We start from the raw sequence: 24726 nt of genomic DNA, 5'->3' as shown, positions 1-24726 counted from the left end.
GGCATTGACTGATTTCGGTCTACCATTGATTGCACAGTCTCAGCGAATGTCCGGAATGGCGGGCGGCAGCACAGAACGAAAGCCACGGCCATATCCTGAACTGATTTGAGGTTAACTCAACTGAACTAGCATCTCATCGCTCAAACAAAAATATATTTGCTATCAATGCAGAGTTTGGCGCAGTTTGTCGTCAATCTGACCCACAAAGACATGTAGATGGACATTGTAACCGATATTCAAATGGGGGCCGGATGGATCTGAAATTTCACCATGTCGCAATTATTGTAAGTGATTACGAGACGTCCAAACGGTTTTACACCGAGACACTCGGCCTGCCAGTCATCCTTGAAACCTACCGGGAAGAGCGCCAATCATGGAAGCTTGACCTGATGCTTGGCGATGGCGGACAACTGGAGGTTTTCAGTTTTCCAAGCACGCCTCAGAGACCGACTCAGCCAGAGACCTGTGGCTTGCGGCATCTTGCCTTTCGGGTCTTGGACCTTGACGCTTCCATGCGGTTGCTATCGTCGAAGGACGTCATAATGGAACCCGTCAGAATCGATGAAAACACCGGGTCGAGATTTACGTTCTTTGCCGATCCCGATGGCCTGCCCATCGAACTTTACGAAGTCCGGTAAGGTCTAAGTTCAATGATTTCATGATGTTACACCTCTTAATATTTTTTCTTGTAAAAACTGGAACGTTCCAGTAATAATTTATGGAACGTTCCAGCCCCTATATGCAGGGATTGGACACTCGGGGGGTAACAATGAATAAGATCGTTCCAGTCAGTGAGGCTGTCGGCCGCATTCCGGACGCCGCGATCCTGTCTGTTTCGTCGTCCTCGACCCTTGGGTGCCCGGATGCTGTTCTAAAGGCGATCGGTGAACGATTTACGCACGAAGGGCATCCGCGCGGCATTACCTCTTTGCACCCAATTGCCGCGGGCGACGTCTATGGCGTCAAAGGGATGGACCATATTGCAAAGGATGGCTTGCTGACCCGTGTGCTTGCTGGTTCGTATCCATCCGGCCCCTCAAGCGTTGAAATGCCGGAAATCTGGAAGATGATAGTCGAGAACCGTGTCGCGGCATACAACGTCCCCTCGGGCATCATGTTTGATATGCACCGAGAGGCCGCAGCGTACCGCCCTGGCGTTCTGACCAAGGTCGGCCTGGACACGTTCGTAGACCCCAATAGGCAAGGCTGCGCGATGAACGATCTCGGTTCTGCGGCACCTATCGTGTCCCGAACGGATTTCGCCGGTGAAACCTGGCTGCATTTTCCCAATGTCGTGCCGAATGTCGCGATTATCCGCGCCACCACAGCGGATGAACGGGGCAATTTGACCTATGAACACGAGGGCGCTTATCTGGGTGGTTTGGAACAGGCGATCTGTGTGCGCAACAATGGCGGATTGGTCATCGCGCAGGTCAAACGCGTGACCGCAGCGGGCAGCCTGCGCCCCCATGACGTCCGTGTGCCCGGACATCTGGTCGATTGCGTGGTGGTCGATCCTGATCAAAAGCAAACCACGGAAACACAATATGACCCGGCAATTTCGGGCGAAGTCATGCGCCCATGGGACAGTTTCGGTCTGCCAGAGCATGGGGTGGAAAAAGTCATCGCGCGCCGTGCTGCGCAAGAATTGCGTCGCGGCATGACCGCCAATCTGGGCTTTGGCATCAGCGCGATGATCCCCCGCGTTCTTTTGGAAGAAGGGCATCAAGACGCGGTGACATGGGCGATTGAACAGGGTGCCGTCGGCGGCATACCCCTGACCGGATTTGCGTTCGGATGTGCGTCAAACGCCGACGCGTTCATGCCGTCCCCACAGCAATTCATCTATTTCCAAGGCGCGGGTTTCGACATGTCGTTCCTGTCGTTCCTTGAGGTCGATACACTTGGGAACGTCAACGTCTCAAAGCTTGGCAAGAAACCCTATCTGACCGCAGGCTGCGGCGGGTTCGTGGACATTACCGCACGCGCGAAAAACATCGTCTTCTCCGGCTGGTTCGAGGCCGGGGCCAAGATCAATCTGACCGATAACGGCATCGACATCGCCGCCCCCGGCAAGTTCACCAAAATGGTGGATGAGGTTGAGCATGTCACATTCTCGGGACCGCGCGCAGTTGAGCAAGGACAAAACGTGATCTACGTCACCGAGCGCTGCGTGATCCGATTGACGAAAAACGGGTTGGTGGCCACCGAAATCATGCCGGGCATTGACCCGCAAAAACATATCGTGGGCCCATCCGAGGGCCGTGTCCAGGTGGCGGAAAACGCCACCATCATGCCCAAGTCGCTCTTGGCCGAAACGCCCATGGGGCTGACGTTGTGAGCACGGTGACCTGCACAAATAATGACGACGGCGCTGCTGTCCTGACATTGTGCAATCCGGCAAAATTGAACGCGCTGACCACGGATATGCTGAACCAGCTTGAGGCGCATTTGACCGATCTTGACCGCAACAGGGACGTGCGCGCTGTGATCGTGACCGGTGAAGGGCCAAGGGCATTTTGTTGTGGTGCCGATATTGCCGAATGGGGGCCCCTCGACCCGGCCGAATTCGCCCGAAACTGGGTCCGCGATGGGCACCGGGTCTTTGATCGACTGGCCCGCTTGTCCAAGCCAACAATTGGCGCGCTGAACGGGCATGCCTTTGGCGGTGGTCTGGAACTTGCCGCCTGTTGCGATATCCGCGTAATGGCCCCCCGCGCCACGCTTGCATTGCCAGAGGCAAAAGTCGGCATTGTGCCGGGCTGGTCCGGCACCCAACGGATGGCGCGCTTGCTGCCGGAAGCTGTGGTCAAGGAAATGGCACTGTTTGGTCGCCGCATCTCTGCTGAAAGGGCCTGTGCACTGGGGTTTGCCGCAGAGGTGGTTGAGGATCCCATGATCTGGGCACAGGACATTGTCGCAACGCTCACCGACATATCCCCACGCGCCAATGAAATTGCCAAAGCCATGATCCATGGTGCGGTGGGCGAAGATCGCGCCGCCGCAATTGAAATGCTTGGCAGTGCTGCTGCCGCCGCAAGCGCTGACCGCGACGAAGGCGTTCAAGCCTTCATCGAAAAGCGTTCCCCAAAATTCAACGGACAGTGACCCATGAAAGACCTCACGATCAACAATGCGATTGAATTCGACCTTCCTGCGCCTTTCATCGGCAGGCACCTGATTGCCGGTGAATGGGTCGAAAGCGCGGAGACGTTTGAGCGCGTGTCGCCATCCCACGGCACCGTGGTCAGCGTCTGCGCAAAAGGCGATGAGGCGGTGACCGAGAAAGCGATCAATGCGGCGCGCGGTGCATTTGCGGCCGGCACCTGGAGCCGTGCGTCTGGCAAGGACCGCGCTGCGGTCTTGTTGAAGGTTGCGGACCTGATCGAGGCAAATGTCGAACGCATCGCACTGCTTGAAACATTGGAAAGCGGCAAACCGATTTCCCAATCGCGTGGCGAAGTTGGCGGTGCGGCGGACCTGTGGCGCTATGCGGCGTCTCTGGCGCGCACGGCTCATGGTGACAGCCATAACACACTGGGCGCGGACATGCTGGGCGTTGTGGTCAAAGACCCGATTGGCGTTGTGTCGATCATCACGCCATGGAATTTCCCATTCTGGATCTTGTCTCAAAAGCTGCCCTTCGCACTTGCCGCAGGGTGCACCGTTGTTGTGAAACCGTCCGAAATGACACCGTCATCCACGGTGATGATGGGCGAATTGCTGCTAGAGGCCGGTTTACCCGCTGGGGTCTGCAACATCGTCTTGGGCTATGGCCAGCCCGTGGGCAGCCTGATGTCATCCCACAAGGATGTAGACATGGTGACCTTCACCGGATCGACAGCGGTCGGCAAGCTGATCACGCAGGCCGCGTCCGGCACGCTCAAGAAGGTGGCGCTGGAACTGGGTGGCAAGAACCCGCAGGTGATCTGCCCCGATGCCGATCTGGAAAGTGCCGCTGATGCCGTCACGTTTGGCGTCTATTTCAACGTTGGGCAATGCTGCAATTCCTCAAGCCGGATCATCGTCCATGAAGATATCGCAGCGGATTTCGTGGCCCGTGTCGTGGCCCTGTCTCGCAAGGTGAAATTCGGTGATCCGCTTGATCCCGACACGCAGGTCGGTGCCATCGTGACGGCCGAACACAACGCCAAGATTGACACATATGTTCAGGCCGCCATTGCAGAGGGTGCAACACTGGAACTGGGCGGCAGTGTGCTGCCTGTTGGTGGTCTTGGCGAACAGTTTTACCAACCCACGGTTGTCAGCGGCGTCTCACCCAGCATGGCAATTGCGCGCGAAGAGGTCTTTGGCCCGGTTCTGGTTGTGTTGACCTACCGCACCCTCGACGAGGCGATTACGCTGACGAATGACAGCGATTACGGGCTTTCGGCTGGGATCTGGAGCGAGAATATCCATACCTGTCTTGAATTTGCACGGCGCGCTCAGGCGGGCACGATCTGGACGAACACCTGGATGGACGGCTATCCTGAACTTTCGTTTGGCGGTGTCAAACAATCAGGTCAAGGCCGCGAGATCGGCCACTACGGATTTGAAGAATTTCTCGAGGTGAAATCGCTGGTTATGCGCGTCGGGCGCAGCCGGACACCTTGGGTAAAACAAGACGCCTAAGACAGGCGTCAAAATACGAAACGCAATTATGGGAGGATACCATGCGTTCATTTTTGAAAACGAAAACAGCGATTGCGCTCGCTTTGTCCGTCACTGCGGGCACTGCGGTTGCTGATAGCCACAGTGGTGTTGAAGTTCTGCACTGGTGGACATCGGGTGGTGAAGCGGCAGCACTCAATGTGTTGAAAGACGACCTCGAAGGCCAGGGCATCGGCTGGACCGATATGCCCGTCGCCGGTGGTGGCGGTGAGCAGGCCATGACGGTTCTGCGCGCCCGCGTCACAGCTGGCAATGCACCAACCGCCGTTCAGGGCCTCGGCTTTGACATCATCGACTGGGCGAAACAGGGCTCATTGGCGAACCTCAATGATGTGGCAGCGGCTGAAGGTTGGGACGATGTCGTGCCCGCAGCCTTGCAGCAGTTTGCCAAAGTTGACGGCGCATGGGTCTCTGCACCTGTGAACGTTCACTCAACCAACTGGGTCTGGGCCAACAAGGCGGTTCTGGATGCCAACGGCATCGCGATGCCCGAAACATGGGAAGATTTCGTCGCGGCAATGGAGACTTTGTCCGCAGCGGGCATCACACCAATTGCCCATGGTGGCCAGGCCTGGCAGGAAGCGACAGTCTTTGATGCAGTTGCCATGTCGGTACTTGGGCCAGACGGCTACAAGGCGGCGTTCATTGACCTTGACCCGGCGGTTCTTGGCGGTGAGGGCATGAAGGAAGCCTTTGATCGCATGGCCGTGATCCGCGCCAATGTGGACGATAACTTTTCGGGCCGCGACTGGAACCTTGCAACAGCCATGGTCATCAATGGCGAAGCGGGTTTTCAGATGATGGGTGACTGGGCAAAGGGCGAATTCATCAACGCAGGCAAAGTCCCCGGAGAGGATTTCCTGTGCTTCCGCTTCCCCGGCACATCTGAACAGGTCACTTTCAATGCCGACCAGTTCATGATGTTCGACCAAGGCGGTGACGTATCCGCCGAGCAGGCCGCATTGGCAACAGCGATCCTGTCGCCTTCGTTCCAATCGGCCTTCAATGTGGTCAAAGGTTCTGTTCCTGCTCGCACCGATGTGTCTAACGAGGCATTCGATGCCTGTGGTCAGAAAGGCATGGCGGACTTGGCCGCTGCTGCGGCAAGCAACAACCTTTTCGGGTCCATGGCACATGGTCACGCAAATGAGGCATCCGTCAAGAACGCGATGTATGACGTGATCACCGCGCATTTTAACGGCGAGTACGACAGCGAAACTGCTGTCCAGGAACTCGTCGATGCGGTCGAAATCGCCAAGTAACCACCACGCGGCGGGGCAGCAAAGAGCGTTGCCCCGTCCCCCACCCTGCCCCGTCACATGAGCACAAGGAGGCCGCTTTATGCCCCTGTCCGCCAACGCAGACTTTAAAACGCGGTTTCAGCATTGGCTGCCAAAGCTGGTATTGTCGCCATCCTTGGCTATGGTGTTGGTGTTCGTCTACGGGTTCATTCTGTTCTCGGTGTATCTGTCCTTTACCGACAGCCGGTTGCTGCCGTCATTCGGTTGGGTCGGCTGGGAGAACTATTCAAAGCTCTGGCGTCTGAGCCACTGGAAAACATCGATCACGAATATGGGCATTTTCGCCGCCCTCTATATCGGGATCTGCACAGTTCTGGGTCTTGGCCTCGCTATCTTTCTCGATCAGAAAATTCGCGGCGAAGGTATGATCCGCACAATCTATCTCTACCCGATGGCGCTCAGCTTCATCGTGACAGGCACCGCCTGGAAGTGGTTCCTTGATCCCGGTATCGGTCTTGAGAATGTCATGCAAAGCTGGGGCTGGACCAGTTTCGAATTCGACTGGATCAAGAACGGCGACTTTGCGATCTATACCGTCGTTCTTGCGGCGGTCTGGCAGACCAGCGGGTTTGTCATGGCGATGTTTCTGGCGGGGCTGCGCGGCATCGACAACGAAATTCTCAAGGCCGCGCAGATGGATGGCGCGTCCAATTGGAACCTTTATCGACGGATTATCATTCCGCAATTACGCCCCGCATTTCTGTCGGCTTTCGTGATCCTGAGCCATCTGGCGATCAAGACCTTCGATCTGGTCATTGCACTGACTGGTGGGGGGCCGGGCCGGGCCACGGAACTGCCTGCGACTTTCATGTATTCCTACACGTTCTCGCGCAACCAGATGGGCATTGGCGCGGCTTCGGCCACGATCATGCTGATGACGATTGCGGCGATCATGATCCCATACCTTTACGCTGAACTGCGGGAGAAGAAGTGATGTCAGTCGCGTCTCAAGATACCGCCATTCGCACAGGCCGCGTCATGCGCACATTGATCTATCTTGTGCTGCTGTTGTTCGCACTGTTCTACATGCTGCCGCTCTACGTCATGGTCATCAATTCGGTCAAACCACTGAATGAAATTACCGGCGGCGGCATGATGAACCTGCCGCAGGTCTTTACACTTGAACCTTGGGCCAAGGCCTGGTCTTCGGCCCAGATCGGCGTTCAGCCAACGGGCCTGTCGCCCTACTTCTGGAACTCGATCAAGATGGTCGTACCCGCCGTGGCCATTTCGACCGTGCTTGGCGCGCTCAACGGGTATGTGCTGACCAAATGGCGGTTCAAATACGACACCATCCTGTTCGGGCTGATTTTGTTTGCATGCTTCATCCCGTTTCAGATCGTTCTCATCCCCATGGCAAAGATGCTGGGGTTGATGGGGCTTGCCGGAACAACCTGGGGTCTGGTGCTTGTGCATGTGGTCTATGGGATTGGCTTCACGACGCTTTATTTCCGCAACTACTATGCCGTCTTCCCGACTGAGCTGATCCGCGCGGCGCAAATTGATGGTGCGGGTTTCTTTCAGATATTCTGGCGCATCCTGCTGCCGTCCTCTGGGCCGATCGCCGTTGTTTCGATCATCTGGCAGTTCACCAACATCTGGAACGACTTCCTGTTCGGTGCCTCTTTTGCGGGTGCCGACAGCCAGCCTATGACGGTTGCGCTCAATAATCTGGTGCAGGCCAGCCACGGCGTGAAGGAATACAACGTCCATTTCGCCGGTGCGATCCTTGCCGCACTTCCAACACTTCTCGTCTACATCGTCGCGGGCCGCTACTTCGTGCGCGGTCTGATGGCGGGTTCAGTCAAAGGATAAAACCGATGGGCTTTCTTGATATCGACAATACAACCAAAGCTTACGGCTCAGTCGAAGTTCTGCACAACGTCGACATTTCGGTGCAGGAGGGTGAATTCCTTGTGCTTGTTGGCCCGTCCGGCTGTGGCAAATCCACCCTTTTGAACATGATTGCGGGCCTTGAGGAAATCACCAGCGGCGAGATACGCATCAAGGACAATCTGATGAACGGGGTGCATCCGTCCAAGCGCAATATCGCGATGGTGTTCCAGTCCTACGCGCTCTACCCCAACATGACCGTGGGCCAGAACATCACCTTTGGGCTTGAAATGCATGGTGTCCCCAAGGCGGCACGCGAAAAGGCCATGAAAGAAGCGGCCAGCCTATTGCAAATCGAGGCCTTGCTGGACCGCAAGCCGGGTGCCTTATCGGGCGGGCAGCGTCAGCGGGTGGCAATGGGCCGCGCTCTGGTGCGCAACCCGGATGTGTTTTTGTTTGACGAACCGCTGTCGAACCTCGACGCCAAGCTGCGCGTGGACATGCGCACCGAGATCAAGAAACTGCATCAGAAACTGGGCACGACCATCGTCTACGTCACCCATGACCAGATCGAAGCCATGACCCTGTCAACGCGCATTGCCGTGATGAACGGCGGCTATGTCCAGCAGCTTGGAACCCCACAGGAAATTTACGACACACCCGGAAATATTTTTGTCGCAACTTTCATGGGATCGCCCGCGATGAATGTTGTGGAAGCCAAAGTCGCGATGCAAAATGGGTGCCCGGTGGCGCAGGTGGCACTTCATGACGGCGCGCTGGTGGCGCTGCCCTTCAGTCAGGACAACATGGCCGACTGGGCGGGCAAGGACATTTTGCTCGGCATCCGGCCCGAAACGATCACTGATGAGGACGCCGCTGATCGCAAGTCATCCAACATCGCCCAGATGACCAACCGGATAGTGGTCACCGAACCGGCCGGTTCGGATACTTTTGTGACCATGACACTTGGCGGCAAGGACGTGATCGCACGCATGCGTTCTGACGCGAATGTGCATCCGGGCGCGGACTTTGACTTTGCTGTGAACATGGAAAAGGCTGTCGCCTTTGATCCCGAGACCGAGAACCGGATCGAACCCTGATGCACCCTGATGTCGTCATCATCGGCTCTGGCATGGGCGGGGCGACCTTGGCGGCGGCACTGGCCCCCACAGGGCGGCGGATCCTGATCCTTGAACGTGGACCGCACCTGCGTCCGTCGCCGCAAGATCGCGACGCGGCTGCGATTTTTGGCGATGGTACCTTTCGCAGTGATGAGGATTGGCTTGACGGCACGGACACTCCCTTCAATCCGGGGAACTTTTACAACGTGGGTGGCAATTCAAAATTTTACGGCGCGGCGCTGATCCGGTACCGCGAAACCGACTTTGCCCCGGTGAACCATAAGGGTGGTCGAACGCCGGGCTGGCCCATCTCTTATGCTGATCTTGAACAGGATTATCAGGCGGCTGAACATCTTTATGCCGTGCGCGGCACCTGCGGCGAGGACCCGACCGAGCCCCCCCATTCCGCCGGTTATCCCCATGCTCCTATCCCCGACGAGGCTGACATCGTGGACTTGCGCGCGCGATTGAAGGCCGCGGGCCTGCACCCTTCCTCCATTCCGCTGGGGGTAGATCTCGCAGATTGGCTTTCAGCGGGGCAGACGACATGGGATGGCTATCCCAACACCTGCGGTGCCAAGATGGATGCAGAAACCTGCGGGCTGAAAACGGCATTGGCCCATCCGAATGTTGAGCTGCGCACCGGGTGCCGTGTGACAGCGCTTCTTACCGGGACGGATGATCAGATTGAGAGCATTGTGGTCGATAGCGGCGGCAGTTCAGAGACGATCAAAACCCCGATCGTCGTCGTCGCCGCCGGCGCGGTGCAAACCGCAGCACTTTTTCTGGCCTCGGCCAACGACAACTGGCCCACCGGGCTGGCCAACCGCTCTGATCAGGTCGGGCGCAACTTCATGAACCATAATTGCTCGGCCCTGTTGGCCCTGCATCCCCTGCGCCGCAATCGTGCAGTGTATCAAAAGACCCTGATGGTAAATGATTTTTATCTTGCCTCTGATGGCGCACCCCCTTTGGGCAATGTGCAGATGCTGGGCAAGATCACCGGACCAATCCTTGCCGCCAGCTCAAAGCTTCCCGCGTGGCTGGCGGGCTGGATCGCCGCACGCAGCTTTGATTTCTACGCCATGTCCGAAGACCTGCCCAACCCCGAAAGCAGGGTGACGTTGACGGCCGGGCAGATTAAACTCGACTGGCAGCGGTCCAATTGGGATGCGCATGAAATGCTGGTGGCCAAGCTGAAACGCATCTTGCGCCGCGCGGGGTTCCCGGTTGTTCTGTCGCAATCGTTTGATCGGCGCACCCCATCGCACCAATGCGGCACTGCACGGATGGGGGCAGACCCGAAATCAAGCGTTGTTGACACGTTCTGTCGCAGCCACGACCACAGAAACCTGTTTATCGTTGACGCGTCTGTTCTGCCCACGTCGGCCGCCGTAAACCCGGCCCTCACGATCGCTGCTCTCGCACTGCGCGCCGGTCGCCACATCGCGGAAACGGAGTTTGCCGCATGATTGGCAAGGGCTACGATTTCATCGTTATCGGTGGCGGGTCCGCAGGCTCGGTCATTGCGGCGCGCCTGTCAGAAAACGCGCAGGCGCGCGTTCTGCTGCTTGAGGCCGGCGGCAGCGACCGACACCCGTTTTTTCATCTGCCCGCAGGCTTTGCCAAGATGACCAAGGGGATCGGCGCATGGGGTTGGTCAACCGTCCCGCAACGCGCGATGCAGGACAAGGTGTTCAACTACACCCAAGCCAAGGTAATCGGCGGCGGCTCTGCCATCAATGCGCAGATATACACCCGTGGGGCCGCGCAGGATTATGACGAATGGCGGCAAATGGGTTGCGAAGGCTGGGCGTACGACGACGTCCTGCCCTATTTCAGGAAATCCGAAGACAACGATACCTACAGTGGCGAATATCACGGCAAAGGCGGCCCAATGGGCGTGTCGATGCCAGCGGCCCCCTTACCGATCTGCGATGCGTTTATCGACGCCGCAGGGCAGATCGGCATCCCAAAGACAACGGACGTAAATGGCACAAGGCAGGATGGTGTGGGATACTACCAACTCACCCAACGCAATGCGCGCAGATCTTCGGCGGCGATGGCTTTTCTGGCCCCCGCAAAGTCCCGCCCGAACCTGACCGTCAAGATGAAAGCACAGGTGCGGCGGATCGTGGTTGAAAGCGGCCGCGCGACAGGTGTCGAGATGGCCGACGGAACCCGCATCATGGCTGACCAAGAGGTGATCTTGTCGTCCGGTGCCATTGGTTCACCACGTCTGCTGCAACTTTCCGGCATCGGGCCAGCGGATCATTTGACATCGCTTGGTATCGAGGTTGCTTTTGACCAACCGGGCGTGGGGTCGAACCTTCAGGATCACCTCGACCTATATGCGATCTGTGAAGTCACGGGTCCGCACACCTATGACCGCTTCGCCAAGCTGCATCTGTCCGCCTATGCCGGGTTGCAGTATCTATTCACCCGCAAGGGTCCGGTCGCTTCCAGTTTGTTCGAAACCGGTGGGTTCTGGTATGCCGACGAAAATGCCCGTTCCCCTGATATCCAGATGCATCTGGGCCTTGGCACCGGAATCGAGGCCGGGGTCGAGGTCATGCGCAATGGCGGGGTGACGCTCAATGCCTGCCACCTGCGCCCACGATCCCGCGGCACCGTCCGCCTGCAAAGCGACAACCCGGCTGATATGCCGCTGATCGATCCCAACTATCTGTCCGACCCCTACGATCGCGATATGTCGATCCGCGGCCTGAAGCTGGTGCAGAAGATTCTGGCTCAGGATGCGCTCAAACCCTACATCATGGCCGAACGCCTGCCCGGCCCGGATGTGCGCACCGATGAGGATTATTTCAACTTCATCTGCGTGCATTCCAAGACCTCGCACCACTGCGCTGGCACCTGTCGGATGGGCAGTGACGCCGATGCCGTGCTTGACCCGCGCCTGAGATTCAATGGGATCGACGGGCTGCGGGTCGCAGATGCATCAGTGATGCCGACCGTTAATTCATCCAACACCAACGCCCCTGCGATCATGATCGGTGAAAAAGCCGCCGATATGATCAAGCAAGATCGAGGAATGACACAATGATCCGCCATATCGTTCTGACCAAATTCAAGCCTGACACCACCGAAGACAAAATCGAGGGAATTTACGCGGGCCTGTCCGCCCTGGCCGAAAAACTCCCCGGCGCACAGAATTTCACCGGCGGGCGCTCTGAAAGCCCCGAACAGATCGAACGCGGCTACATGCACGGCTTTGTCATCGACTTTGACAATTGGGCGGCGCTGAAAAACTACGCGGATAACCCGGAACATCAGGCACTGGGTGGCCAACTTGTCGCTAATGCCACAGGCGGGATCGACGGCATTCTCGTGCTTGATCTGGACGTCTGATGAAGATCACGGAAACCAATGCTTGATGCACCGACGGGACACAAAAGAAAAATGAAAGAACGCCCCACAATCCTTGATGTTGCGAAACGCGCTGGCGTGTCGAAATCGACGGTCAGCCTTGTGCTGCAAGGGTCCGCCGTCAAGGAAACGACGCGGGTGGCCGTGCGGCAGGCGATGGCAGACATCGGATATGTTTATAACCGCTCCGCCGCCACGTTGCGGTCGTCGTCCTCCGGTTTGATCGGTCTGGTCATCAACGATTTGCGCAACCCGTTTTTTACGGAATTTGCAGCCCTGTTCCAAATGGAACTGGCGCGCAATGGCTATGCCACCGTGCTTGCGAACACAGACGAAGATCCATCGCTGCAAACCCGGATGATATCGTCGCTTGTTGAGCATGGGGTGTCAGGATTCATCATCTCGCCAAGCTATGGCGATGAACAAGAAACGTTGAGCGTCTTGAATGCGTCAAACACACCGACCCTTCAGGTCTTTCGGTCGCTCAAGTCGGGAGACCCAAAGTTTCCTTTCCTGGCCCCGGACTACCTGCGTGGCGGACGCCTTGCGGCTGAACACCTGCTTGAGATGGGATGCAAACGGATCGCATTCCTTGGCGGGCTTGATGGCCGCGCTGTCACCGAGGAACGCATGAGCGGATATCTGTCCGTCCTGTCCGAGAATGCGATGGCGCCCGTTGTCCTGACCGGACAGGCAACACGGTCTTTTGGCAAGACCATGGCTGCGAAACTGCAGGCTGATCATCCGGAGGTCGACGGTGTGATCTGCTTCAATGATCTTGTCGCATTGGGTGTTTTGGCGGCGTGTCCAGAGCTTGGCGTCAAAGTCGGTACCGACCTGCGCGTTGTGGGTTTTGACGACATCGAAGATTGCCAGGACAGCTATCCGCCGCTGAGCTCTGTCAGCTGCAATATCCCTGATTTCGCAAAATCCACTGCAGCGCAGATTTTGGGGTGGGTCAAGGACGGCAAAATGCCCGAAATGACCGCGCGCAGCCCTGTTCAACTGATCAAACGGGCCTCAAGCGGGTCCTGACCAGACATCGTATAACCGGGATAAATCCCCACTTGTACGCCGATAAATGATGGAACGTTCCAGCCTGGAACAGACGAAAGGAAGACGGACATGACTGAGGTAAAAGTTGCCGTTTTGGGTGCATCAGGTTGGATGGGCAAGGTCCACACCATGGCCTATCAGACCTTTCCGCATTTCTTTGGGGAAAGCGGCGGCACGGCGCGGGTTGTCGCACTGGTCGGCGGAAAATCATCAACGCCGCAAGACCTTGCTTTTCGCGCACCGGGTGCAAAAATTCTGGCCAACTGGCAAGAGGCTGTGGCCGATCCTGATGTGGACCTGATTGATATCTGCCTGCCCGACAATCTGCACTACGATGTGGCAAAGGCGGCGTTGCTGGCCGGCAAGCATGTTTTTTGCGAAAAGCCCTTGGCCGATACCGCCGCACAGGCGCGAGAACTCGCCGACATCGCCAAAGCCAAGGGGCTGATCACCCGCGTGGGCCACGCCTTTCCGCGCAATCCAGTGCACGACCGCGCGAAAGAGATTATCGACGCAGGCGAAATCGGCGAAATCAAGCTCTTCAAGGGCTGCCAGCATGTGGATATGTATGGTGACCCCCTCGCGCCCTATATGTGGCGCGCGAACGGAGATCTGGCCCCAACGGGGATCGTCGGCGATACCGGCAGCCACGTCTTTAGCTTCATGGATTTTTTGGTTGGCAAGGTCAGCGCGCTGATTGCCGACAACTTCATTGTAACACCCAAAAGACCCGTCGTTGAAGGCGTCGGGCTGGGTGCCGAAACGGCGCTTTCAGGTGATGAGGACTGGGCAGACATCACCAATCCCGATGGGTCCAACATCCTGTGCACCTTTGCCAATGGCGCACGCGGTCTGGTCGATTTCAGCCGCATCGCCACGGGTCGCAAGTTCATGCAGACCTATGAAATATATGGCACCAAGGGCAGTCTGGCCTACACCTATGATGAGGTGAACCGCCTGCGGTTCTATACGAACGACGACAAGGTCGGACGGCGCGGCTACCGCGAGCTCAACGTCGGTCCAGAGCATGAAACCTACAAAGCCTTCCTGCCGCTGCCCAATTTCGCGCTTGGCTACAACGAAAGCAAAATCATTGAGGCGGCCGAAGTCATTCAATCCATCGTTGCCAACACCCCCATGTGGCCGACCTTTGAGACGGGCCATCACATCTGCCAGATTGTCGATGCCTGTATGGAATCGTCGCGCCTGAAACGCTGGGTCGACATCCCGTGACCTGCTGCCCGATCAAAAAGAAGGTCGCGAGATGAGCCTGTCCGTCCCTCAACATATCCTTGATGCGCTGACCGACGTCGCGATGCCGCGCCTCGGCAACGCCCCTGACACGGGCGAACGGATGACCGTGGATGGATTCGACGTCCCTGTGTTTCGCGCCGGAAGCCTCGTGATCGGAAGCGGTGCCGCTGGACTGCGTGCCGCCGTCGAGATGAAGCGCCGCGCCGTTGATGTGACTATCATCAGTCAAAGTGCATGGGGCGGCACGTCCGCCTGTTCGGGGTCGGACAAACAAACGCTGCACACCGCCAACACCAAGGATCAGGGTGACAACTTTCTGGATATGGCCGCCGCGATCCGGGCGGGTGGTGCCATGGATGAAGACACCGCCTATATCGAGGCCGTCGGCTCAATCCGGGCGATGGCGTCGCTGCAGTATCTGGGTCTGCCGTTGCCGCAGGATGAACTGGGCGGCACGCTGCGATATCAGACCGATCATGATGAGGTTGGCCGCGCGACATCCTGCGGGCCACGCACGTCGCGCCTCATGGTCAAGGTTCTGGCCGAGGAAGCGCTGCGTCTCGGCATTCCATTTTACAACCATACGACCGCCGTGAAGGTCTTGACCAAGCAAGAAGGTGATCAGTTGCGCGTCATCGGCGTGCTGACCATCCGGCCCAAAACAAGCACCGACTCAAATCCCTACGGTCTGGCGGTCTTCCAATGCGAGGCCCTCGTCTTTGCCGCAGGTGGCCCCGGCGAGATGTACCGCGACAGCGTGTTCCCCAACGGCTGCTTTGGCACGCTTGGGCTGGCGCTGGAAACGGGGCTCGCGCTGGTGAACATCACCGAAAGCCAGTTCGGCATCGGCACCCGTCGCGAAGGGTTCCCCTGGAACCTGTCAGGCACCTATGTGCAGGTGATCCCGCATATTTATTCCGTGGATGCGGATGGCCAAGAGCATCGTTTTCTGGCCGACTATTATCGCACCACGCAAGAAATGGCCTCGAACATCTTTCGCAAAGGCTATCAATGGCCCTTCCATGCCAGCCGGATGCTGAACTTCGAATCCAGCCTTGTGGATCTGGCGATCTACCGCGAGGGCCAGAAAGGGCGGCGGGTCTTTCTTGACTTCAACCGCAACCTCTTGCCGGTGCCCGGTGATCAGGACTTCAGCCTGGATCGGCTCGACCCTGACGTTGGGGATTACCTCAAACGGTCGGGAGCCAATCAAGACCTGCCCATTGACCGTCTGCGCCATATGAATCCTCTCGCGATCGAACTTTATAAACGCTACAAGGTGGATATCACTGCCGATCCGTTGGAGTTTGCCGTCAACAACCAGCACATGAACGGCGGCATCGCCGTCGATACCTGGGGGCGGACCAACATCGCTGGCATCTATGCGGTGGGCGAGGCCGCAGGCACCCATGGCGCAACACGCCCCGGCGGATCTGCATTGAATGCAGGTCAGGTCTTTGGCACTCGGGTCGCCGAACACATCGCGGCCAGTGGTCGCGCAGCGGCGCCCGCAAATGCGGATGCACGCGCGCAAACCGGTGACGCTGTTGCAGCTATCCTCGCCGTCCTGAACGCTGACAGCCCCTATGCCGTGGCAGACGTGCGTCGCGAAATTCAGGCCCGAATGAGCGATCACGCAGGTATCCTGTGCCACGCCAAAGATGTTGAACGTGCGCATCAAGACGCCCGCAAGCTTAGTCAGGCGGTTCGTGAAAACGGGCTTTCATTTACCCGCAACAACGAAGCCGCCCGCGTCGTGCAATGGCAGCAGATGGCCCTCGCGTCAGAGGCGGTGCTTGCCGCGCTTGATTTCTATATCGTCCAAGGCGGCGGCAGCCGTGGCGCACGCGCTATCTGTGACCCGGAAGGCGCGTCCCTGCCACAATCGCGCACCGGACCGCTGCCAGAGGTGAGGTTCCGCCCGGAACGCGCAGAAGACATGCAATCGCAAATTCTTGTGCGGCTGGTTGGCAATGACATGGCCGTCATCACCCGCCCCATCCGCACTTTCGACACGCAGGCCAAATCGGTATTTGAGCGCGACTGGCCCGCCTGGCTGACAGGCAGCATCTTTGATCTCGCAGATGAAACTGGCACGACGTGATGGATTTCAGATCCACCAAAGTGGTCGCAATCGGTGAGGCCATGATTGAAATGGCAGTGATTGGCGATGATACCTATCGGCGCAGTTTTGCCGGCGACACCTTCAATACGGCCTGGCATATGGCGCAGATTCTGGGCACCCTGGGACAAGTTGGCTTTGTCACAAAAGTAGGTAGGGATTCGGTCTCGGATGCCTTCATCAACCGGCTCACAGACGACGGCATGGATGTTTCGTGCATTGGACGCGTCGATGACCGCACCATGGGCCTCTATATGATCGCCCTGAAGGGGGTAGAACGTGATTTCCAGTACTGGCGGTCATACTCCGCTGCGCGGCTATTGGCGGACGACCCAAACTGGCTGACGAAGGCAATTGGTCAGCCGGGCCTCATTCACCTTTCGGGCATTACACTCGCGATCTTGTCGGCTGATGCGCGCGCGCACCTCCGGGATGTGATCGCCACGGCCCGCTCGCATGGCGCACGCCTGTCTTTCGACCCGAATGTGCGCCCCAGGCTTTGGTCCTCCCCAGATGAGACCCGCACAACCCTGTCTGCCTTTTTTGAGATCACCGACATAGCCCTGCCCAGTTTTGACGATGAGGCGGCGCTCTGGGGCGACACATCCCCACAGGCGACACTGGACCGGCTGCACAAAGCCGGCGTCACGGAAATTGTGATCAAGGACGGTGCCGGTCCGGTTATGGGTTTGTGCGACGGCACACAAACAACGGTTGAAACCCCTTCAGTCAGCGGCATGCGTGATACCACAGGCGCAGGCGATGCCTTTAACGCGGGCTATCTGGCGGCCCGCCTTTCAGGGCACGCTCAGCAGGACGCAATTGCGTTCGGCCAGTCAGTATCGTCCGAAGTTCTTCGGCATTTCGGCGCCCGAATTCCAAAGGAGCATATCCCCAGACTGTTCTGAAGAATGATAGGGTACAAGGACGCGCGGCCGCGACACCAAATGGTCCGTTCGCAAGCGAAGAGGCACTATGTGTCTTAGCTGCAGGTTGCAGCAACGGATCGCCGCGTTCGGGCGGCGATCTTCACTTTGCCGCGTCAGACAATGACATTTGCCGTGTGCAGCACTGCATGGCTGTACATGGTGCCGCTCACCGCGCAAAAAGAACTGCGCCCGCCTTCGGATGACGAACGGCGGAGACCGTTCTTGAATGTCGTCAGAGGCCGATCCTTTTTACAAAAGCAAACGCATATTCCCATTCGGCCCGCAGATACCAGACAGCGCTGTCCCCTTCGTCTTACAATGCGAAAGCTGTACTGCACGCAGCTTCCCTGCCCTGCGATAGATTTCAGCGGCCCTTGTTCGATTCATTGATTGGGTGCCGTACCCGCTGTGTTCCAGACCAATCAAGATGACCCAGCCTCGCACAAGTCCGCCTTACTCAAGCGCTCAGAGATGAGGACGAGCATCGAAAAGACCGTGAAATCCGATCATCTCAGGATGACTGCACCCAGTTGATCACAGTGTCTCTTGTCTTTTCAGTCAACCCGACCTGAACGGGCTTAATTATTCGAAGAGGCGATCTGTGTTCCAGACTCTGCGTTTTGGAGGTGACGGCAGAAAGTTGAACTCTCGCCATGATTTTGCCCTCCATCTGCCCCTTACCGAGACATCGGCACAGCGTTGAGGACAGATCAAAGCCCACGATTCCCCGCCGTCTTTTCGCGGCGCGCGCCCAGCCCAAAACGACACCTCCGCATTCGAGTTCGAAGCCGCCGTTTATTGCGTGGTGCATGAATGCACCTGTGTGGATTGCTACTGCAAAGCAAGACATACCTGAAACTAATTTCGCGCAGGTTCCAAGCTGACGTGTGTCCAGCCCTATAACGCAGCGCAGACGGACGCTGGCCCTCCCTCTCATCGCTGCAAGCAGCCACTGCCGGGCAGTGGATGGTTTCTGCAAACCAAGTCCCAAACCGCTTCTCGGACAATAGATGTCTCTGACATTCGACGGGATGTCTTGGCTGACGGGCTGACTATGCTCAATCATTTCAATGGTCTTGCTGTCTCGTGTGTTCTGTTCTCCTCAGTTTAGGCCTTATGGGGTCTGTAGTGTTCGTTCTTGGTCAGGACTGCCCAAATGATCCGGGCGGTTTGTTTGCCATTGCCACTGTGGCCAGGCTGACGGGTTTGCGTTCAAGCAGGGCCTGCGTCCACGGATCGTGCGCAGTCAGGGTGGGGCACGACCGCGGTTGAGACCGACATCAATCCGGTTATTTCTGTGCCGTTGAAAGAACTAAAGGCGCGTGAATCCCATCACGACAGGTTGATCATCAGATCACCATCCGGCGGCTGGCTAAGCCGGATCGATCCGAACGCATCGGGCATTATGCTCAACATCCATTTTGAGAACGCGCTAAAGCACACCAGAGGCGACTTGCCAGTGCATGTGGATGCCAGTCAGATGGGCCGCGTTGTGATCTCCAACCATCGTGACACACTCGCTCCGGAAGACCTCGATGTGATCAAACAAAGGTTTAAGCGCAAGGGACCGATGTCAGACGGATATTGCTTGGGCCTGTCGATTGTTCATGAGCTGTGCAACCATTCCGGCTGTACGGTTGAGTTGATTTCACCGCAAAGCGGCAAACACCGTGGTTCCACTGCGATCCTGAACATCCCGCTCACGCGCGAATAGCACTTTGGCCAGCTTCGCCACTGAAATGCCTGCTACTCTGCGCACCTCGTCAAAACACCTGCTTGTGTCCCTGATGTGATCCGGGCAATCCTAGCGGCCATGACCAATCAACAATCCATCAACATCAGCTCTGACACCCTGTGCGCCACCATATTGCCGCAAGGGGCCGCATTGGTGGGTGTGCGTTTTGCGGGTCAGACCCGAAATCTGGTCATCGGGTTCGCAAATCCCGCAGATCATATCAATGTGCCGATTTGCGCAGGATCGCTGGTCGGGCCGATCGCCAACAGGGTGGAGGACGGGCGGATCACACTGGACGGCCAGACCTACCAAATGCCACAGAATGAAAACACCAATTGCCTGCATTCCGGGCCGGACGGGCTGCACACACGTTTCTGGCAAATCGAATTGCAGACCCCTGAAAGCGTGACGCTGTCTTGCGTCCTGGCGGACGGTGTGAATGGCCTGCCCGGCAATCGGCGGATCCTGGCGCGCTACAGCGTCAAGGCAGACACACTGACCCTTACCATCAAGGCTACCACCGACCGGGCGACACCGATGAACGTCGCAGCGCACCCCTATTGGAACCTGGATGGGATGCCCGACGTCGGCGGGCACCGCATCGCCGTCAATGCAACCCATTATCTGCCGACCGATCCACAAGGGCTGCCCAAAGGTGAAGAACGCCAAACGCGCGGCAGTGAGTTTGACTTTGAAACCGGGAAACCCGTGCCACTGACCCCGTCGCTGGATGTAAACTTTTGCCTCGCGTCAGCCCCTTTTGCCTCGCCAAGCCATGCCGCGACCCTCACGGGCAGCGACGGCACCCGGCTTGATATCGCCACCACGGCCCCCGGATTGCAGGTCTACGCAGGGGCATCCCTGCCTGATCTGGCAGTTGAAATGGCCGATTGCCCGCCGCTGAAACCCTATTCCGGGATCGCCCTTGAGCCCCAGCATTGGCCGGATGCACCGCATCACGATCATTTCCCCCAAATCACTTTGCTACCGGGCCAAACCTATGCCCAAAGTACCCATTTCAGGCTGACCCCGCCCAAAGATTAACGTTCAATCACCTCAATTGCGCCCTGCCCCGGGCCAAATTTGCCGGCATCCTTGCTCTGGGGCAAACCCGACCGGCCTGCCTGCCGGGGGGAAGGAGCATCCTGCAATGGCCCGTTTTGTTAAGAGTGACCTTGGGAAAGACGACTCCGCGCCGGAATCGCCCCCGCACCCTGAGCCTGTGCCGCAACCAGAGACCGACACCTCAGATGAGACACCGCCGCCGCCGGAACCTGCAATTACGGATTATGCCAGCCTCTGACCCCCGTGACATGATCGCGCGTTCATCCTAAAATCGCCGGATGAAGACACCCGTTTCGTCGATCCGCAACCTTGGCCCCGCGTATGAGGCCAGTTGCACCAAAGCTGGCATCAACAGCGCCGAAGAATTGCGCGCCCTTGGTGCCGACACCGCCTATGCGCAATTGCTTAAAAGCGGCATGCGCCCCCATTTCATTGGCTATTATGTATTGGTCATGGGCCTGCAGGGACGCCCATGGAACGATTGCAAGGGGGCAGAAAAAACTGCCCTGCGCGCAAAATTCGATGCCATAAAGGCCCAAAACCATGATCCCGGCACATCAGAATTTGAACGGATGATGAATGTCATCGGCGTGCGCCATTCCTGAATTAATGCAACAGAAGCCGTTGAAACAAAGTGCTAAACCCCTAACTTCAATCATATGAACCTTGATCATCACCCCCATGCCACTGATCTGGCCCGGCTCCGCAAATTGGCGCAGCGCATGGACAGTGCATTCCGCGTGCCGGTCCTTGGCATTCGCGTCGGCTGGGATTCGATGTTTGGTCTGGTGCCCGTCGTCGGCGACGCGCTGACACTGGTGCCGTCGGTCTTTATCTTGCGGGAATCGCTCAGATTGGGGGCATCGAAATCGATCATGGCCCGCATGGGCCTCAATATTGGCATTGACCTGGCCATCGGGGCGATCCCGCTGGTGGGCGATGTCTTTGACATCGGCTGGCGGTCCAACACCCGCAACGTTGACCTGCTGCACAGCCATCTGGCGCAACAGGGTCCGGTTGGTCCGCTCCCCGATCAAAGCGTGACCACCGATACCGCGTAACGAAAAAGGGCCGCATCGCTGCGACCCTTTCTTGTTTGTACTGAACTCTGGCGGCTTAACCGACCAGTTCCAGACCCGAAAAGAAATAGGCGATCTCAACCGCTGCGGTTTCCGGCGCGTCCGACCCGTGAACAGAGTTTTCGCCAACACTTTCAGCAAAATCTGCTCGCACAGTGCCTGCGGCTGCATCTGCGGGGTTTGTGGCCCCCATGACTTCACGGTTCTTGGCAATGGCCCCTTCGCCTTCCAGAACCTGTGCCACAATCGGTGCCGACGCCATGAATTCGCACAGCTCATCATAGAATGGACGCTCTGCGTGCACCTTGTAAAACTCGCCCGCCTGCGCCTTGGTCAGGTGGATGCGCTTTTGTGCAACAATGCGCAGGCCCGCATCTTCGAACTTCTTGTTGATCGCACCTGTCAGGTTGCGGCGTGTTGCATCGGGCTTGATGATCGAAAATGTGCGTTCGAGGGCCATGTGGCGTGCTCCTATCGGTGTTGAATTTGGCCGCTCCCTAACATGGGGTCCGGCCCATGAAAAGCTGTGATTGACGCCGCGCACCCGTTGGTCCACACCGCGCCCATGTTACGCATCTCAGAAATCAACTATTCCGTCGAAGGCCGCCCTCTGTTTGAAGAGGCCAGCGCCGTCATTCCAGATGGTCACAAGGTTGGCCTTGTCGGCCGCAACGGTGCGGGCAAGACGACATTGTTCAAAATCATCCGCGGCGAATTGGGGCTGGACGCCGGTGCCATCTCATTGCCGTCACGCGCCAAGATCGGCGGCGTCGCCCAAGAGGTGCCATCATCCGAAGTATCCTTGATCGACACAGTTCTGGCCGCCGACACCGAACGCGCCGCGCTGATGCTGGAATCAGAGACCGCCACCGAGCCTGCCCGCATTGCCGACATTCAGGCGCGTCTGGCCGACATCGACGCATGGTCCGCCGAAGGCCGAGCCGCCTCGATCCTTAAAGGTCTCGGCTTTGACCACGAAGAACAACAAATGCCCTGCTCCGAATTTTCGGGCGGCTGGCGCATGCGCGTGGCCCTCGCGGGCGTGCTCTTTGCCCAACCCGACCTGCTGTTGCTGGATGAACCGACCAACTACCTCGATCTTGAGGGCGCGCTTTGGCTGGAAAACTACCTCGCCAAATATCCGCACACAGTCATCATCATCAGCCACGACCGCGGCCTGCTGAACCGCGCCGTCAACGGGATATTGCATCTCGAAGACCGCAAACTGACCTTTTACCAAGGGCCCTACGATCAATTCGCCCGCCAGCGCGCCGAAAAACGCGCACAACTGACAGCGATGGCCAAGAAACAACAGGCCCGCAAGGAGCATATGCAAAGCTTTGTAGACCGCTTCAAAGCCAAGGCATCCAAGGCCAAGCAGGCCCAGTCACGCCTCAAAATGATCGAAAAGATGGACATGATCACCCCGCCGGAAGAGGCGGCGCGCAAGGTGTTCACCTTCCCTCAACCCGAAGAATTGTCACCGCCAATCATCAACATTGAGGGTGGTTCAGTCGGCTATTCCGAAGACAACCCGGTGCTGACGCGTCTCAACCTGCGCATTGATCAAGATGACCGTATCGCCCTGCTGGGTAAAAATGGTCAGGGCAAATCGACACTGGCGAAACTATTGTCGGATCGTTTGCCGTTGATGGCTGGCAAGCAGATCAACTCCAACAAACTGCGCGTCGGTTTCTTTGCCCAACATCAGGTTGATGAACTGGTCATTAACGAAACGCCATTGCAACACATGCTGACTGCGCGGCCCGGCGTGATGCAATCCAAACTGCGCGCCCAGCTTGCGGGCTTTGGCCTTGGCCCTGACCAGGCTGACACCGAAGTGGGCCGTTTGTCTGGTGGCCAAAAGGCACGTCTGTCGCTGCTGCTGGCCACACTACATGCCCCGCACTTACTGATCCTCGATGAACCGACCAACCACCTCGACATCGAATCGCGCGAGGCCTTGGTCGAAGCGCTAACACGTTACTCGGGGGCCGTGATCCTTGTCAGTCACGACATGCACTTGCTCTCCATGGTCGTGGATCGTCTTTGGCTGGTCTCTGACGGCACCGTCACCCCCTATGACGATGATCTTGAGGAATACCGCAAGATGCTGCTGACCCCGGCGAAACCCGTCAGCAAAAATCCAAATAAAGCAGCCAAGGAAGCCCCAAAACCCAAACGTGCAAGCCGCGACGAGGTGTTGGCCCTGCGTTCAGAAGCCCGCAAATCCGAAGAGCGCGTCAAGAAAATTAACGACATGCGTGACAAGTTGGCAAAGAAACTTGCCGATCCCGACCTTTACGAAGACGCCAAAAAAGGCGAGCTTGAGGTCTGGAACAAGAAATATGCCGAAGTAATGCAAGCGCTCGACCGAGCCGAAGCGCTCTGGATGACCGCACTTGAAAAACTCGAAAAAGCCACCGCCTGACCATTCTTTTCGCCTTAAATACTTGGGGGTTTGGGGGCAAAGCCCCCATTCGGAATAAACAATGACACTCGACACCGCCTATATGGTCACTGCCCTTGTCACCATGTTTGTGGTGGTCGATCCGATTGCCATTGCGCCGCTGTTTCTGGCTTTGACCCCCGGCATGACCGATGCAGAGCGCCGCCGCGTGGCCTGGCGTGCCTGCATCATTGCCGGTGCCGTGCTGATCATCTTTGCAGCCTTTGGCGAGGCGGTGCTTGGCTTTATCGGCATCTCGATGCCCGCTTTCCGGGTCGCGGGCGGTATCTTGCTGTTCATCACTGCCCTAGACATGCTTTTTGCACGGCGCACCAAACGCCGCGCCGATACCGCCGAAGAAGACGACCACAACGATCCATCCGCCTTTCCGCTTGGCATCCCGCTTATCGCTGGGCCTGGGGCAATTGCGACGGTGATCTTGCTCACCGGCGAAAAACCCGGCTGGGAAGGGTTAATGACTGTCAGCGGCATTACTCTTTTCGTGCTTGTGGTGATGGCGCTGACCTTGCAAGCCAGTGGCTATCTGGAACGGGTGATTGGCAAATCGGTGATCAACGTCATCACCCGGTTGCTGGGCATGTTGCTGGCCGCATTGTCCGTACAATTTGTGCTCGATGGCCTTTCCGCTTTTGGTTTTGGTCCCGGCATGGGCTGACAACCCGGCAAACCGCCCCTATATGACTTCAGTTACCATAAAGGGCAC

At 57.6% G+C, this 24726-nt stretch carries 23 protein-coding genes and 1 pseudogene; 22 read left to right on the top strand and 2 right to left on the bottom strand.

Features of this window, described 5'->3' with window-relative positions; genetic code table 11:
• The first annotated feature begins 251 nt into the window (after positions 1-251).
• The 15 genes from gloA2 (at position 252) to ACEWL3_RS15510 (ending at position 17653) form a co-directional block, all read left to right on the top strand.
• A complete protein-coding gene (gloA2, locus tag ACEWL3_RS15580; protein WP_386180418.1) occupies positions 252-638 on the top strand; it encodes an SMU1112c/YaeR family gloxylase I-like metalloprotein in 387 nt (128 codons plus the stop codon).
• A 131-nt stretch (positions 639-769) separates the two neighbouring features.
• A complete protein-coding gene (locus ACEWL3_RS15575; protein ID WP_386180415.1) occupies positions 770-2341 on the top strand; it encodes an acyl CoA:acetate/3-ketoacid CoA transferase in 1572 nt (523 codons plus the stop codon).
• Positions 2338-3108, top strand: coding sequence for an enoyl-CoA hydratase/isomerase family protein (locus ACEWL3_RS15570; RefSeq protein ID WP_386180412.1), 771 nt, complete (start codon positions 2338-2340; stop codon positions 3106-3108). Before ACEWL3_RS15575 ends, ACEWL3_RS15570 begins: the two co-directional genes overlap by 4 nt.
• 3 nt (positions 3109-3111) lie before the next feature.
• Positions 3112-4632 carry an aldehyde dehydrogenase family protein gene (locus ACEWL3_RS15565; RefSeq protein WP_386180409.1) on the top strand — a complete coding sequence of 507 codons (1521 nt, stop codon included), beginning with the start codon at positions 3112-3114 and terminating at the stop codon, positions 4630-4632.
• Positions 4633-4673: 41 nt separating this feature from the next.
• Entirely contained in the window at positions 4674-5933 is a 1260-nt protein-coding gene (locus tag ACEWL3_RS15560; protein WP_386180406.1) for an ABC transporter substrate-binding protein, read from the top strand.
• Between the two features lie 79 nt (positions 5934-6012).
• Positions 6013-6906 (top strand): carbohydrate ABC transporter permease, encoded by an 894-nt coding sequence (locus ACEWL3_RS15555; RefSeq protein WP_386180403.1) that lies wholly within the window; start codon positions 6013-6015, stop codon positions 6904-6906.
• Positions 6906-7787: a carbohydrate ABC transporter permease gene (locus ACEWL3_RS15550; protein ID WP_386180400.1), complete on the top strand. Its 882-nt coding sequence runs from the start codon at positions 6906-6908 to the stop codon at positions 7785-7787. Before ACEWL3_RS15555 ends, ACEWL3_RS15550 begins: the two co-directional genes overlap by 1 nt.
• Positions 7788-7792: 5 nt before the next feature.
• Positions 7793-8905, top strand: a complete 1113-nt coding sequence (locus ACEWL3_RS15545) for an ABC transporter ATP-binding protein (RefSeq protein ID WP_386180397.1) — start codon at positions 7793-7795, stop codon at positions 8903-8905.
• The gene (locus tag ACEWL3_RS15540) at positions 8905-10398 is read left to right on the top strand and encodes an FAD-dependent oxidoreductase (RefSeq protein ID WP_386180395.1); all 1494 of its coding nucleotides are present in this window, start codon (positions 8905-8907) and stop codon (positions 10396-10398) included. The genes ACEWL3_RS15545 and ACEWL3_RS15540 overlap by 1 nt, the downstream gene beginning before the upstream one ends.
• Positions 10395-11990 (top strand): GMC family oxidoreductase, encoded by a 1596-nt coding sequence (locus tag ACEWL3_RS15535; RefSeq protein ID WP_386180392.1) that lies wholly within the window; start codon positions 10395-10397, stop codon positions 11988-11990. The genes ACEWL3_RS15540 and ACEWL3_RS15535 overlap by 4 nt, the downstream gene beginning before the upstream one ends.
• Positions 11987-12295 (top strand): Dabb family protein, encoded by a 309-nt coding sequence (locus ACEWL3_RS15530; RefSeq protein WP_386180389.1) that lies wholly within the window; start codon positions 11987-11989, stop codon positions 12293-12295. Before ACEWL3_RS15535 ends, ACEWL3_RS15530 begins: the two co-directional genes overlap by 4 nt.
• 51 nt (positions 12296-12346) lie before the next feature.
• Positions 12347-13348, top strand: a complete 1002-nt coding sequence (locus ACEWL3_RS15525) for a LacI family DNA-binding transcriptional regulator (RefSeq protein WP_386180386.1) — start codon at positions 12347-12349, stop codon at positions 13346-13348.
• A 90-nt stretch (positions 13349-13438) separates the two neighbouring features.
• Positions 13439-14602, top strand: coding sequence for a Gfo/Idh/MocA family protein (locus tag ACEWL3_RS15520; RefSeq protein WP_386180383.1), 1164 nt, complete (start codon positions 13439-13441; stop codon positions 14600-14602).
• Between the two features lie 31 nt (positions 14603-14633).
• Positions 14634-16727 (top strand): FAD-binding protein, encoded by a 2094-nt coding sequence (locus tag ACEWL3_RS15515; RefSeq protein ID WP_386180380.1) that lies wholly within the window; start codon positions 14634-14636, stop codon positions 16725-16727.
• Positions 16727-17653 carry a sugar kinase gene (locus ACEWL3_RS15510; protein ID WP_386180377.1) on the top strand — a complete coding sequence of 309 codons (927 nt, stop codon included), beginning with the start codon at positions 16727-16729 and terminating at the stop codon, positions 17651-17653. The genes ACEWL3_RS15515 and ACEWL3_RS15510 overlap by 1 nt, the downstream gene beginning before the upstream one ends.
• 1128 nt (positions 17654-18781) lie before the next feature.
• Here ACEWL3_RS15510 and ACEWL3_RS15505 read toward each other — a convergent pair.
• Positions 18782-18912: pseudogene (locus ACEWL3_RS15505) on the bottom strand (IS110 family transposase); the annotation flags it as partial.
• A gap of 65 nt (positions 18913-18977) precedes the next feature.
• Between ACEWL3_RS15505 and ACEWL3_RS15500 the strand changes: the two are divergent.
• The 5 genes from ACEWL3_RS15500 to ACEWL3_RS15480 all read left to right on the top strand — a co-directional run bounded on the left by ACEWL3_RS15500 (position 18978) and on the right by ACEWL3_RS15480 (position 21535).
• Positions 18978-19388: a sensor histidine kinase gene (locus tag ACEWL3_RS15500; protein ID WP_435001130.1), complete on the top strand. Its 411-nt coding sequence runs from the start codon at positions 18978-18980 to the stop codon at positions 19386-19388.
• Positions 19389-19487: 99 nt separating this feature from the next.
• A complete protein-coding gene (locus ACEWL3_RS15495) occupies positions 19488-20453 on the top strand; it encodes an aldose epimerase family protein (protein ID WP_386180371.1) in 966 nt (321 codons plus the stop codon).
• Between the two features lie 106 nt (positions 20454-20559).
• Positions 20560-20712, top strand: a complete 153-nt coding sequence (locus ACEWL3_RS15490; RefSeq protein ID WP_386180368.1) for a hypothetical protein — start codon at positions 20560-20562, stop codon at positions 20710-20712.
• A gap of 40 nt (positions 20713-20752) precedes the next feature.
• Positions 20753-21079, top strand: a complete 327-nt coding sequence (locus ACEWL3_RS15485; protein WP_386180365.1) for a TfoX/Sxy family DNA transformation protein — start codon at positions 20753-20755, stop codon at positions 21077-21079.
• 54 nt (positions 21080-21133) lie between these two features.
• The gene (locus ACEWL3_RS15480; RefSeq protein WP_386180363.1) at positions 21134-21535 is read left to right on the top strand and encodes a DUF4112 domain-containing protein; all 402 of its coding nucleotides are present in this window, start codon (positions 21134-21136) and stop codon (positions 21533-21535) included.
• Positions 21536-21590: 55 nt separating this feature from the next.
• Here the strand turns inward: ACEWL3_RS15480 and ndk are convergent, their stop codons facing one another.
• Complete coding sequence (ndk, locus tag ACEWL3_RS15475; RefSeq protein WP_114878866.1) at positions 21591-22013, bottom strand: nucleoside-diphosphate kinase; 423 nt, start codon at positions 22011-22013, stop codon at positions 21591-21593.
• A 105-nt stretch (positions 22014-22118) separates the two neighbouring features.
• Between ndk and ACEWL3_RS15470 the strand changes: the two genes are divergently transcribed.
• Positions 22119-23984 (top strand): ABC-F family ATP-binding cassette domain-containing protein, encoded by a 1866-nt coding sequence (locus tag ACEWL3_RS15470; RefSeq protein WP_386180497.1) that lies wholly within the window; start codon positions 22119-22121, stop codon positions 23982-23984.
• A gap of 61 nt (positions 23985-24045) precedes the next feature.
• Positions 24046-24678 carry a MarC family protein gene (locus ACEWL3_RS15465; RefSeq protein WP_386180359.1) on the top strand — a complete coding sequence of 211 codons (633 nt, stop codon included), beginning with the start codon at positions 24046-24048 and terminating at the stop codon, positions 24676-24678.
• Positions 24679-24726 lie beyond the last annotated feature (48 nt).

It is taken from the genome of Sulfitobacter sediminivivens, from assembly GCF_042611115.2.
Lineage (GTDB): Bacteria > Pseudomonadota > Alphaproteobacteria > Rhodobacterales > Rhodobacteraceae > Sulfitobacter > Sulfitobacter sediminivivens.
Note: the sequence above shows the minus strand (reverse complement) of the source record. Positions and strands in the feature narration are given on the sequence as shown.